Origin of the sequence: Sinorhizobium meliloti (genome assembly GCF_017876815.1) — a bacterium.
GTDB classification, from domain to species: domain Bacteria; phylum Pseudomonadota; class Alphaproteobacteria; order Rhizobiales; family Rhizobiaceae; genus Sinorhizobium; species Sinorhizobium meliloti.
In genome coordinates this window covers 1,748,788-1,760,875 of the sequence record NZ_JAGIOS010000001.1, presented here as the reverse complement: position 1 = coordinate 1,760,875, position 12,088 = coordinate 1,748,788, and the positions used below count along the sequence as shown (strand labels likewise).

Genomic DNA, 12,088 nt, shown 5'->3' with positions numbered 1-12,088 from the left:
GCCGGTCTCACGAAAGAAAATTACCCGCCACCAGCACCGGCATGGGCGTGCCAACGCGTGCCGCATGCGTGCCGGCACGAATCTGTCTTTCTTCGCGCAGCAGCCGGGCGCGGCGGCGAAAGCCCTTCATCTGGCCCCTGACTCGTGGCAGTCTGTGCCCATATCCTGTCGGGAGAACGGGAGGCCGTAGCGGCATGGCAGGCGGGGCGGAGGAACCCCGGACCCAGCCGGAACCGCCAGGCGGCGGCACCGTTCTTCCGGGGTATCGAGTTGCGCGACGCGCAATCCGGAAGGGAGGCCGGAACCCGCATGGATGAATTCAGCCGCTTGAGCCTGCATGTCCCCGAACCGGCCGTCCGGCCGGGCGATCTGCCCGATTTTTCCAACGTGAAGATACCAAAGGCGGGTTCTGTACCCCGGCCGGACGTCGATGTGGACCCCGAGGAGATCCGCGACCTCGCCTATTCGATCATTCGGGTGCTCAACCGCGAGGGCGAGGCAGTCGGCCCCTGGGCCGGCTTTCTTTCCGATGAGGAACTGCTGACGGGTCTCAGGCACATGATGCTGCTGCGCGCCTTCGACGCGCGCATGCTGATGGCGCAGCGTCAGGGCAAGACGTCCTTCTACATGCAGCATCTCGGCGAGGAGGCGGTGAGCTGCGCCTTCCGCAAGGCGCTTCGCAAGGGCGACATGAATTTTCCGACCTACCGCCAGGCGGGGCTCCTGATTGCCGACGACTACCCCATGGTCGAGATGATGAACCAGATCTTCTCGAACGAGCTCGATCCCTGCCACGGCCGGCAGCTGCCCGTCATGTACACCTCCAAGGAGCATGGCTTCTTCACGATATCAGGCAACCTCGCCACTCAATATGTCCAGGCCGTCGGTTGGGCCATGGCATCCGCCATCAAGAACGATACGCGGATCGCCGCCGGCTGGATCGGCGACGGCTCGACCGCCGAGTCGGATTTCCACTCCGCGCTGGTCTTCGCCTCCACCTACAAGGCGCCCGTCATTCTCAACATCGTCAACAACCAGTGGGCGATCTCCACTTTCCAGGGCATCGCCCGAGGCGGTTCCGGCACCTTCGCCGCGAGGGGTCTGGGCTTCGGCATTCCGGCGCTCAGGGTCGACGGCAACGACTATCTGGCCGTCTATGCGGTGGCGCGCTGGGCGGCCGAGCGGGCGCGGCTCAATCTCGGTCCGACGCTGATCGAATACGTGACCTACCGCGTCGGCGCCCATTCGACCTCGGATGATCCGAGCGCCTATCGCCCGAAAACCGAATCGGAAGCCTGGCCGTTAGGCGACCCGGTCCTGCGCCTGAAGAAACACCTGATCCTGCGCGGCGCCTGGTCGGAGGAGCGGCATGCGCAGGCGGAGGCGGAAATCATGGACGAAGTGATACAGGCGCAGAAGGAAGCGGAACGCCACGGAACGCTGCATGCCGGCGGCAGGCCGTCGGTACGGGATATCTTCGAAGGCGTCTATGCCGAGATACCGCCGCATATCCGCCGTCAACGGCAGAAGGCGGGGTACTGACATGGCCAGAATGACGATGATCGAAGCGGTGCGCAGCGCCATGGACGTGTCGATGGCGCGCGACGATAATGTCGTCGTCTTCGGCGAGGACGTCGGTTATTTCGGCGGCGTTTTCCGCTGCACACAGGGGCTTCAGGCGAAATACGGCAAGACGCGCTGCTTCGACACCCCCATCAGCGAGTCCGGCATCGTCGGCACCGCCATCGGCATGGCCGCCTACGGGCTGAAACCCTGCGTCGAGATTCAGTTTGCCGACTATATGTATCCCGCTTACGACCAGCTCACGCAGGAAGCTGCGCGCATCCGCTACCGCTCGAACGGCGACTTCACCTGCCCGATCGTCGTGCGCATGCCGACGGGCGGCGGCATCTTCGGCGGCCAGACCCATAGCCAGAGCCCGGAGGCGCTCTTCACCCATGTTTGCGGGCTGAAGGTCGTCGTGCCGTCGAATCCCTATGACGCCAAGGGCCTCCTCATCTCGGCGATCGAGGACCCGGACCCGGTGATGTTCCTGGAGCCGAAGCGGCTTTATAACGGCCCCTTCGACGGGCATCACGAACGCCCGGTCACGGCCTGGTCCAAGCACGAGCTCGGCGACGTTCCGGACGGTCACTATACGATCCCGATCGGCAAGGCCGAGATACGCCGCAAGGGCTCAGGCGTGACCGTCATCGCCTATGGTACGATGGTGCATGTGGCGCTCGCGGCGGCCGAGGAGACCGGTATCGACGCGGAAGTGATCGATCTGCGCAGTCTGTTGCCGCTCGACCTCGAGACGATCGTGCAATCGGCGAAGAAGACCGGGCGGTGCGTGGTCGTGCACGAGGCGACGCTGACCTCGGGATTCGGTGCCGAGCTCGCCGCCCTCGTTCAGGAACACTGCTTCTATCACCTCGAATCCCCGGTCGTCCGGGTAACGGGTTGGGACACGCCCTATCCGCACGCACAGGAGTGGGATTATTTCCCCGGTCCGGCACGCGTCGGGCGTGCGCTCGCCGAAGCGATGGAGGGCTGACCCGTGGGTGAATTCATCATCAAGATGCCGGATGTCGGTGAAGGTGTCGCGGAGGCCGAGCTCGTCGAATGGCATGTGAAGCCCGGAGACCCGGTGCGCGAAGACATGGTGCTTGCCGCCGTCATGACCGATAAGGCGACGGTCGAAATCCCCTCGCCCGTCACCGGCAAGGTCCTGTGGCTCGGGGCGGAGGTCGGCGACACGGTCGCGGTGAAGGCGCCGCTGGTCAGGATCGAGACCGCCGGCGAGGCGGGTGAAGCTGCCCCGGACAGCATCCCGGAGGCGCTGGCCGAACAGGTGCTGGACGAGCCCGTCGCCGTCTCCTCCCGGCTTGAGGCCAAGGCGCCGCCGCAGCCTGAAAAGCCTGCGCCGAAACCCGCACCGGCGCCGCGCGAAGCGCCGGATCTTTCGGCAAAGCCGCTCGCCTCCCCGGCGGTGCGGCTGCGCGCCAGAGAGAGCGGCATCGATCTCAGGCAGGTAGCCGGCACCGGGCCGGCCGGCCGGATCACCCATGAGGATCTCGATCTCTTCATCAGCCGTGGCGCCGAGCCGCTGCCGGCTCAGACCGGCCTCGTCCGCAAGACCGCCGTCGAGGAGGTCAGGATGATCGGCCTCAGGCGCCGGATCGCCGAGAAGATGTCGCTCTCCACCTCACGCATCCCCCACATCACCTATGTGGAAGAGGTGGACATGACGGCGCTCGAGGATCTGCGCGCGACGATGAACCGCGACCGCAAGCCCGAGCAGGCCAAGCTCACGATCCTGCCTTTCCTGATGCGCGCGCTGGTAAAGACCGTCGCCGAGCAGCCCGGCGTCAACGCCACTTTCGACGACCATGCCGGCGTCATCCACCGCCACGCCGCCGTCCATATCGGCATCGCCACCCAGACGCCCGCCGGGCTGACCGTTCCGGTGGTGCGCCATGCCGAGGCTCGCGGAATATGGGACTGCGCGGCCGAGCTCAACCGGCTGGCGGACGCCGCCCGTACCGGAACCGCGACGCGCGACGAACTCACCGGCTCGACCATCACCATCTCCTCGCTCGGCGCTATCGGCGGAATCGCTTCTACGCCGGTCATCAACCATCCGGAGGTGGCGATCGTCGGCGTCAACAAGATCGCTGTCCGTCCCGTCTGGGACGGCGCACAATTCGTCCCGCGCAAGATCATGAATCTCTCGTCGAGCTTCGATCACCGGGTCATCGACGGCTGGGATGCCGCGGTCTTCGTCCAGCGCCTGAAGACGCTGCTCGAAACGCCGGCGCTGATTTTCGTTGAAGGATAGGCGTCCATGAAGGAAATCTCCTGCAAGCTCCTGGTTCTCGGCGCCGGACCCGGCGGCTATGTCGCGGCGATCCGCGCCGGCCAGCTCGGCGTCAACACGGTGATCGTCGAGAAAGCGAAGGCGGGCGGCACCTGCCTGAATGTCGGCTGCATTCCGTCGAAGGCGCTGATCCATGCGGCGGACGAATATCACAGGCTGCGCGCGGCTGCCTCGGGCAAGGGCCCGCTCGGCCTTTCCTTGAGTGCTCCGGCGATCGACCTCAGGCGAACGATCGCCTGGAAGGACGGCATCGTCGGACGGCTGAACGGTGGGGTCACGGGGCTCCTGAAGAAGGCGGGCGTCAAGGCGGTCATCGGCGAAGGGCGATTCGTAGACGGCAAGACGGTGGATGTAGAAACGGAAACCGGGCTTCAGCGCATTCGGGCGGAAGCAATCGTAATCGCGACCGGTTCGGCGCCGGTCGAGCTTCCCGACCTCCCCTTCGGCGGAAGCGTCATTTCCTCGACCCAAGCGCTGGCGCTGACGGACGTGCCGCAGACGCTCGCGGTCATCGGCGGCGGCTATATCGGTCTCGAACTCGGAACCGCCTTTGCCAAGCTTGGCTCCAAAGTCACCGTGCTCGAAGCGCTGGACCGGATCCTGCCGCAATACGACGCCGATCTCTCGAAGCCGGTGATGAAGCGGCTCGGCGAACTCGGTGTGGAGGTCTTCACCCGCACCGCGGCCAAACGGCTCTCCGCCGATCGGCGGGGCTTGCTTGCCGAGGAGAACGGCCGCGCCTTCGAGGTCCCGGCGGAGAAGGTCCTCGTCACCGTCGGCCGCCGGCCCGTGACGGATGGCTGGGGGTTGGAGGAAATCGACCTCGACCACTCAGGCCGCTTCATCCGCATCGACGACCAATGCCGCACCTCGATGCGCGGCGTCTATGCGATCGGCGACGTGACCGGCGAGCCGATGCTTGCGCACCGGGCGATGGCACAAGGCGAAATGGTCGCGGAAATCGTCGCCGGGCATAAGCGGAGCTGGGACAAGCGCTGCATTCCGGCGGTCTGCTTCACCGACCCGGAAATCGTCGGCGCCGGCCTCTCGCCGGAAGAGGCGCGCGCCGCCGGCATCGACGTCAAGATCGGCCAATTTCCCTTCCAGGCAAACGGCCGCGCCATGACGACGCTCTCCGAGGACGGCTTCGTGCGGGTCATCGCCCGCGCCGACAATCACCTGGTTCTCGGCATCCAGGCTGTCGGCCATGGCGTTTCGGAACTTTCGGCGACTTTTGCGCTGGCGATCGAGATGGGCGCGCGGCTGGAGGACATCGCCGGCACCATACATGCGCATCCGACCCAATCGGAAGCCTTCCAGGAGGCAGCCCTCAAGACGTTGGGGCACGCTCTGCATATTTGAAGCGACGCCCGAACCCCTCCCGCGCGCCGGCTTCATCCCTCGGGAACCCAACCGCCTCAACCTCCTTCGGTCGGGATTGCCCCTCAACCGGCTGCCGCCACCTTCTCCCCGCAGGCGGGGAGAAGGGACAAGCGGCGCCAACTGAATCCCGCATTCACCGCCCCGTTCGAGGGAGCGAGCGGGCGCAGCATATCCCTTCTCCCCGCCTGCGGGGAGAAGGTGCCGGCAGGCGGTTGAGGGGGTGGGTGACCGCTACTGCATGTTTCCTTTGATAGTGTCCGATTAAAGGACAAAAACATGCAGTAGATCAAAGTACTACAGCCACCTTTGCGCGTCTAATAAGACGCGCGGCGCTGTAATGCCAATGTTGGCAAGGATTGACGATCACCCCATCCGTTCCGAGGCGTAGGAACCCGGGCTCGGCGGGAAGACGACGACGCGGTTGCCGTTGATGAAGCAGCGGTGGTGGATATGGGCGTGCACGGCGCGGGCCAGCACCTGGCTTTCGACGTCGCGGCCGATCGAGACATAATCCTCGGCCGACTGCGCATGGGTGATGCGGGCGATATCCTGCTCGATGATCGGACCTTCGTCGAGATCGGCGGTGACGTAATGCGCCGTCGCGCCGATCAGCTTCACGCCGCGCTCATAGGCCTGCTTGTAGGGGTTCGCCCCCTTGAACGACGGCAGGAAGGAGTGGTGGATGTTGATGATCTTCCCCGACATCTTCTTGCAGAGCGCGTCCGAAAGCACCTGCATGTAGCGGGCCAGCACGATCAGTTCGGCGCCGGTCTGCTCGACGACGTCCATCAGCTGGGCTTCGGCCTTGGGCTTGTTCTCCTTCGTCACCTTGATGTGGTGGAAGGGGATGTCGTGGTTGACGACCACCTTCTGGTAGTCGAAGTGGTTGGAAACGACGCCGACGATGTCGATCGGCAGCGCCCCGATCTTCCAGCGATAGAGAAGATCGTTCAGGCAATGGCCGAAGCGCGACACCATGAGCAGCACCTTCATGCGCTCCTCGGAATCGCGGATCTCCATCATCATCTCGAAGCGCTTGATCACCGGCTCGAAGCCTTCGCGCAGCTCTTCGAGCTTGGCGCCATCCTGGCTGATGAAGGTGAGGCGCATGAAGAACAGGCCCGTCTGGAAATCGTCGAACTGCGAGCTGTCGCTGATATAGCAGCCCTTTTCGGCGAGATAGCCGGTGATGGCGGCGACGATGCCGCGGGTGGATTTGCAGCTGACGGTCAGCACATAGCTCTTCATCGATGAATCTCTCGTTTTGAGGTGTTCCCACGCGCCCCCTTACACGGGCAGTCGCGCAAAAACTAGCTTGGCGATCTGCGGCCCGCCGATCCATTCGCGACATCGGCTTGGCGGAACAGGCCACACGAGGTCCGGAATGACGAAATCGCATCCCGACGGGGATCTAAGGTTTTGCGCGGTCGGGATGCGCCCTCTGGAAGGCGTCGATGCCGGCGCAGCGGCGATCTATGGCGACCAGAAGCGGGCAGGCCGCAAGATCGACATCCCAGCGCCGCGCATTGTAGACCTGGGGCACAAGGCAGAGATCCGCCATCGTCGGACGATCGCCATGGCAGAATGCACCGGTCGCGGGGTGGTCCAGCATACGCTCGAAGGCAGCGAGACCCTCGCCGATGAATTTCTGCATCCACTCGCGCCGCGCGGCCTCGCCGTCGCCCGCGCCCGCCATCACACGGGCGACCACGCCGAGATTGCAGACGGGATGGATATCCATCGCCACGGCATAGGAAAGCGCGCGGACGCGTTGCCGGTCGATGGGATGGGCCGGGAGGAGACCCGTCCCATCCCGCGTCTCCGCAAGATATTCGATGATGGCGAGCGACTGGGTGAGGCGCTCGCCGTCGATGTCGAGCACCGGCACCAATCCCTGCGGATTCCGGGCGAGATGCTCCGGCGCGCGATGAGCCTTTGCGAGCAGGTCGACCGGGACGGAGCGATAGGCTTCGCCGCACAGGTTGAGGGCGATCCGCACCCGGTAGCTCGCCGACGAGCGCCAATAGTCGTAAAGCACGGTTTCGTTCGCCACACCCGTCTCCACCCTGCCCGGCCTCAGCCGCGCTCGTATTTTCCGACCTTCTGTTCGATGGCGCCGAAAATCGAATGGCCGGTGCGATCCTTCATCTCGATGCGGACGACATCGCCGAATTTCAGGAATTGCGTTTTCGGCGCCCCGCCTTCAATCGTCTCGATCATGCGCAATTCCGCGATGCACGAATAGCCGGCCCCGCCTTCGGAAACCGGCCTGCCCGGCCCGCCCTCGAGCTTGTTGGAAACGGTGCCCGAGCCGATGATCGTGCCGGCCGAAAGCGGCCTCGTTCGCGCGGCGTGCACGATCAGCTGCGGAAAATCGAAGGTCATGTCGATACCGGCATTGGCCCTCCCGAAGGGCTCGCCATTGAGATCGACGTGAAGCGGCAGATGCAGCTTCCCGCCATCCCAGGCTTCGCCGAGTTCCTCCGGCGTCACCGCGACCGGCGAGAAGGCGGAGGACGGCTTCGATTGATAGAAGCCGAAGCCCTTGGCGAGTTCTCCGGGAATGAGGCCCCGCAGGGAGACGTCGTTGACGAGCATGACTAGGCGGATCGCGGCCTTTGCTTCATCGAGCGTCGCACCCATGGGCACGTCGTCGACGATGACAGCGGCTTCGCCTTCCATATCGATGCCCCAGGCATCGTCGGCCATCAGGATCGGATCGCGTGGGCCGAGAAAACTGTCGGAACCGCCCTGATAGATCAGCGGATCGGTCCAGAAACTTGCCGGCATCTCGGCATTGCGCGCCTTTCGGACAAGCTCGACATGATTGACATAGGCCGAACCGTCCGCCCACTGGAAGGCACGCGGCAGCGGCGAGGCTGCGTCGTGCTCATGAAATCGCATGGTCGGCTGCGCCCCGGTCTCGATCCCCTCGGCGACGCGCTCCAGCCGCGGACCCGCATGCGCCCAGTCGTCGAGCGCAGCCTGCAGCGTGCGGGCAATATGACCCACCTCGGAGCAGCGGGTCAGGTCTTTCGAGACCACGACGAGCTTGCCGTCGCGGGTGGAATCTTTCAGCGTCGCGAGTTTCATGGAGTGGTGTTCCCGATGCGTTGTTGATCCTCGCCGGGTGGCGCGGATATTTGCAGCATGTCACGGTTCGGCGGCGGAAGTCACTTGATTCCAGGCGTGCCGTCGAATTTCCGTTCGAGGCCGGACCAGCAATCCATGTAGTCGTCCTGCAGCGTGTCGAGCTCTGCGGCAAACGTCGTCAGCTGCTGAGGGAAGCGGGTCTCGAACATGAAAGCCATGGTGTTGTCGAGCTTCACCGGCTTCAGCTCGCCGTTGGAAGCCTTCTCGAACCCGGAGAAGTCCGGCCCGTGCGCCAGCATCATGTTGTGCAGGCTCATGCCGCCCGGAACGAATCCTTCCTCCTTCGCATCGTAGCGCCCGTAGATCAGGCCCATGAACTCGCTCATGATGTTGCGGTGATACCAGGGAGGGCGGAACGTATGTTCGGCGACCAGCCAGCGGGGCGGGAATATGACGAAGTCGACATTGGCCGTCCCCTCCTCTCCCGAAGGCGCCGTCAGCACCGTGAAGATCGACGGATCGGGATGGTCGAACAGGATCGCGCCGACGGGCGAGAAGGTCTTGAGGTCGTATTTGTAGGGCGCGTAATTGCCGTGCCAGGCAACGACGTCGAGCGGCGAATGGCCGATCTCGACCATATGGAACGAGCCGCACCACTTCACCTGTACCCGGCACGGCGTTTCCTTGTCCTCGTAGGCGGCGACCGGCGTCTTGAAGTCGCGCGGATTGGCAAGGCAATTGGCGCCGATCGGGCCGCGATCCGGGAGCGTGAACTTCGCGCCGTAATTCTCGCAGATGTAACCGCGCCAGACCTTCTCCTCTCCGAGGCGAGTGACCTTGAACATCATGCCGCGCGGTATGAGGCAGATTTCGGACGGCTCCACGTCCATCCTGCCGAGTTCGGTGAAAACCTGGATCGCGCCCGTTTCGGGAACGATCAGCAACTCGCCGTCGGCGTTGAAGAAATAGTCGTCCACCATGTCGGCATTGAAGGCATAGGCATGCGCGGCCATGCCGGCTTGCGTCAGCGCGTCGCCCGCCGTCGTCATCGTGCGGATGCCTTGAAGGAAGTCCAGCGCTTCCGAGGGCGCCGGCAAAGGGCTCCAGCGCAACTGCCCGAGCGCCAGGGAATGCTCGCCCACATGCGGCGCTGTCTTCCAATGCGGATAGTCGACCCTGCGGAAGCGTCCGGTGTGGCGGACGCTCGGTCGGATCCGGTAGAGCCAGGAGCGCTCGTTCGTGCCGCGGGGTGCCGTAAAGGGTGAGCCGGAAAGCTGTTCGGCATAAAGGCCGTAATTGCATTTCTGCGGGCTGTTCTGCCCCTGCGGCAGCGCTCCGGGCAGGCTTTCCGTCTCGAAGTCGTTGCCGAATCCAGGCATATAGCCGGCTGCGCGCTGCTGACCCGAACCTGCCCGCCGCTGTTTTTCCGCCTTCTCCAACATGGCTTGAGCCTCCTCATTCCTTCGCTATATTAGTTACAAGCGTAACTGTCAGTTTTGTAACTATCAAGGAAGGAAAGCCATGGCCGAGGAGCGGTTCGAACTGGAGAACTTCCTGCCCTATCGGCTGAACCGGGCGGCGGAATTCGTCGCCCTCCGTTTTGCCGCACAATACAAAGCGCGATACCAGCTGACGCGCCCGGAATGGAGAACGCTTGCGGCACTCGGCAGCTCCCGCCGCAGCATGACGGCAACCGAAATCGGCGCGCACTCCACCATGCACAAGACGAAAGTAAGCCGCGCGGTCTTCAGCCTCGAGCAGCGCCGCTGGCTGAAGCGCGAGGAGGACGGGCGGGACCGCCGTTTCGAGCATCTGGCGCTGACGCCGGCGGGCCGGCAGGCCTATAGGGAGCTGACCGAGCTTGCGAGCGACTATCAGGCGGAGCTGCATTCCGTGCTTGGGGCAGAGAATATGGAGGCGCTCTCGCAGGGCCTGGGCGCCGTGGAGCGGGCGATCAATGACCGCTAGCAAAGGTGCGGACGGTTAGCGCTTACCCCTTCATCCGCGCCGGTATCGGCAGCCCCTCGAAACTCTTGAGCGTCTCCAGTACGATCGATGTCTTGACGTGCTGCACGCTGTCATGCGGCAGGAGCACCTCGTTGACGAAGCGGGAGAGCCCGGCAAGATCCGGCGTCACGACGCGCAGATGGTAGTCCATTTCACCAGTCAGCGCGTAGGCCTCCAGCACCTCCGGCAGAGCCGAAACGAGATTGGCGAAACGCTTGGCATTGTCGCGATTGTGCGTGGCCAGCGTGACCGAAATCACCACCATCAGATCGAGCCCCAGCTTCTGACGGTCGATCTGCGCCTGGTAGCCGGTGATGAAGCCTTCCGCCTCCAGGCGCGTACGCCGGCGCGAACATTGCGAAGGAGACAGCGCGACGCGCTCGGACAATTCGTTGTTGGTCAGATGACCGTCGCGCTGCAGTTCGCTCAGGATCTTGAGATCGAATCCGTCAAGCAGCTCCATTCATGCACCCTCAAACGCTTCTCTGCACAATTCATGCGCCGATCCTGCTGAATCACGCAAGAATACAAGCACCATGCATCGAAACTGCGCCATAATCCAGCAGAGTTTGGAGGATAAGAGGAGACTGACGATGGGCCCGTTCCCACATGACGCACCGCCCCCCGCGATTTCGGCGGAGAACCCCGCAGGGACGGACGGTTTCGAGTTTGTGGAGTTCGCCCACCCGGAGCCGGAGAAGCTTGCGGAGCTCTTCGGCCGTATGGGCTATACGCCGATCGCCAGGCACAAGACCAAGGACATCACCGTCTGGCGGCAGGGCGATATCAACTATGTCCTGAATGCGCAAGCCGGATCGCATGCCATGCGCTTCGTCGGCGAGCACGGGCCCTGCGCCCCGTCGATGGCCTGGCGCGTCGTCGACGCGAAGCATGCTTTCGAGCACGCCGTCGCCAAGGGCGCCGAAGCCTATACCGGCAACAACAAGTGCCTGGACGTGCCGGCGATCGTCGGCATCGGCGGCTCGCTTCTCTATTTCGTGGAAGCCTACGGCGAAAAGGGATCGGCCTATGACGCCGAGTTCGAATGGCTGGGAGAGCGTGATCCGAAGCCGCCCGGCGTCGGCTTCTACTATCTCGACCACCTGACCCACAACGTCTATCGCGGCAACATGGACAAGTGGTGGGCCTTCTATCGCGAACTGTTCAATTTCAAGCAGATCCATTTCTTCGACATCGATGGCCGCATCACCGGCCTCGTCAGCCGGGCGATTACCTCGCCCTGCGGCAAGATCCGCATTCCCCTGAACGAATCGAAGGACGACACGAGCCAGATCGAGGAGTATCTGAAGAAGTACAAAGGCGAAGGCATCCAGCACATCGCCGTCGGTACCGAGGCGATCTACGATGCGACCGACAAACTCGCCGAAAACGGCCTGAAGTTCATGCCGGGGCCACCGGAAACCTATTATGAAATGTCCCATCAGCGCGTTCACGGACACGACGAGCCGATCGACCGGATGAGGACACACGGCATCCTGATCGACGGCGAGGGCGTGGTGAATGGCGGCATGACGAAGATCCTGCTGCAGATCTTCTCGCGAACGGTGATCGGTCCGATCTTCTTCGAATTCATCCAGCGCAAGGGCGACGAGGGCTTCGGCGAAGGCAATTTCCGCGCATTGTTCGAATCGATCGAAGCCGACCAGATCCGGCGCGGCGTCCTTGGCCACGAGGCCGCGGAATAGCGGCTGCTGATGTCCAGTA

The 12,088-nt window shown here is 63.7% G+C and carries 12 protein-coding genes; 6 read left to right on the top strand and 6 right to left on the bottom strand.

The features are described 5' to 3' along the window. Positions 1–7 precede the first annotated feature (7 nt). Positions 8–130 (bottom strand): hypothetical protein, encoded by a 123-nt coding sequence (locus JOH52_RS35885; RefSeq protein WP_013844872.1) that lies wholly within the window; start codon positions 128–130, stop codon positions 8–10. A 179-nt stretch (positions 131–309) separates the two neighbouring features. Here JOH52_RS35885 and JOH52_RS08230 point away from each other — a divergent pair, with 179 nt between their 5' ends. From JOH52_RS08230 to lpdA, 4 genes are read left to right on the top strand one after another with little or no spacing between them, the layout of a single operon-like run. Then, positions 310–1,542, top strand: a complete 1,233-nt coding sequence (locus JOH52_RS08230) for a 3-methyl-2-oxobutanoate dehydrogenase (2-methylpropanoyl-transferring) subunit alpha (protein ID WP_017274142.1) — start codon at positions 310–312, stop codon at positions 1,540–1,542. A 1-nt stretch (position 1,543) separates the two neighbouring features. After that, positions 1,544–2,557, top strand: a complete 1,014-nt coding sequence (locus JOH52_RS08225) for an alpha-ketoacid dehydrogenase subunit beta (protein ID WP_013844873.1) — start codon at positions 1,544–1,546, stop codon at positions 2,555–2,557. A gap of 3 nt (positions 2,558–2,560) precedes the next feature. Then, positions 2,561–3,841 carry a dihydrolipoamide acetyltransferase family protein gene (locus JOH52_RS08220; RefSeq protein WP_010970299.1) on the top strand — a complete coding sequence of 427 codons (1,281 nt, stop codon included), beginning with the start codon at positions 2,561–2,563 and terminating at the stop codon, positions 3,839–3,841. A gap of 6 nt (positions 3,842–3,847) precedes the next feature. Beyond that, positions 3,848–5,242, top strand: a complete 1,395-nt coding sequence (gene lpdA, locus JOH52_RS08215; protein ID WP_010970300.1) for a dihydrolipoyl dehydrogenase — start codon at positions 3,848–3,850, stop codon at positions 5,240–5,242. 384 nt (positions 5,243–5,626) lie between these two features. On the opposite strand, the gene purU is transcribed toward lpdA, so the two are convergent. From purU to hmgA, 4 genes are all read right to left on the bottom strand, one after another. After that, complete coding sequence (gene purU / locus JOH52_RS08210; protein WP_003536756.1) at positions 5,627–6,511, bottom strand: formyltetrahydrofolate deformylase; 885 nt, start codon at positions 6,509–6,511, stop codon at positions 5,627–5,629. Positions 6,512–6,674: 163 nt separating this feature from the next. After that, entirely contained in the window at positions 6,675–7,328 is a 654-nt protein-coding gene (gene maiA, locus JOH52_RS08205) for a maleylacetoacetate isomerase (protein WP_010970301.1), read from the bottom strand. An 11-nt stretch (positions 7,329–7,339) separates the two neighbouring features. Beyond that, a complete protein-coding gene (locus tag JOH52_RS08200; protein WP_003536759.1) occupies positions 7,340–8,356 on the bottom strand; it encodes a fumarylacetoacetate hydrolase family protein in 1,017 nt (338 codons plus the stop codon). An 80-nt stretch (positions 8,357–8,436) separates the two neighbouring features. After that, entirely contained in the window at positions 8,437–9,798 is a 1,362-nt protein-coding gene (gene hmgA / locus JOH52_RS08195) for a homogentisate 1,2-dioxygenase (RefSeq protein WP_010970302.1), read from the bottom strand. 79 nt (positions 9,799–9,877) lie between these two features. On the opposite strand from hmgA, the gene JOH52_RS08190 reads away from it, so the two are divergent. Next, a complete protein-coding gene (locus tag JOH52_RS08190; protein ID WP_010970303.1) occupies positions 9,878–10,324 on the top strand; it encodes a MarR family winged helix-turn-helix transcriptional regulator in 447 nt (148 codons plus the stop codon). A 22-nt stretch (positions 10,325–10,346) separates the two neighbouring features. Here the strand turns inward: JOH52_RS08190 and JOH52_RS08185 are convergent, their stop codons facing one another. After that, positions 10,347–10,826, bottom strand: a complete 480-nt coding sequence (locus JOH52_RS08185; RefSeq protein ID WP_003536762.1) for an Lrp/AsnC family transcriptional regulator — start codon at positions 10,824–10,826, stop codon at positions 10,347–10,349. 130 nt (positions 10,827–10,956) lie between these two features. Here JOH52_RS08185 and hppD point away from each other — a divergent pair, with 130 nt between their 5' ends. Continuing rightward, on the top strand, positions 10,957–12,069 hold the full coding sequence (hppD, locus tag JOH52_RS08180; RefSeq protein ID WP_003536763.1) for a 4-hydroxyphenylpyruvate dioxygenase: 1,113 nt from the start codon (positions 10,957–10,959) through the stop codon (positions 12,067–12,069). The last annotated feature ends 19 nt before the right edge of the window (positions 12,070–12,088 follow it).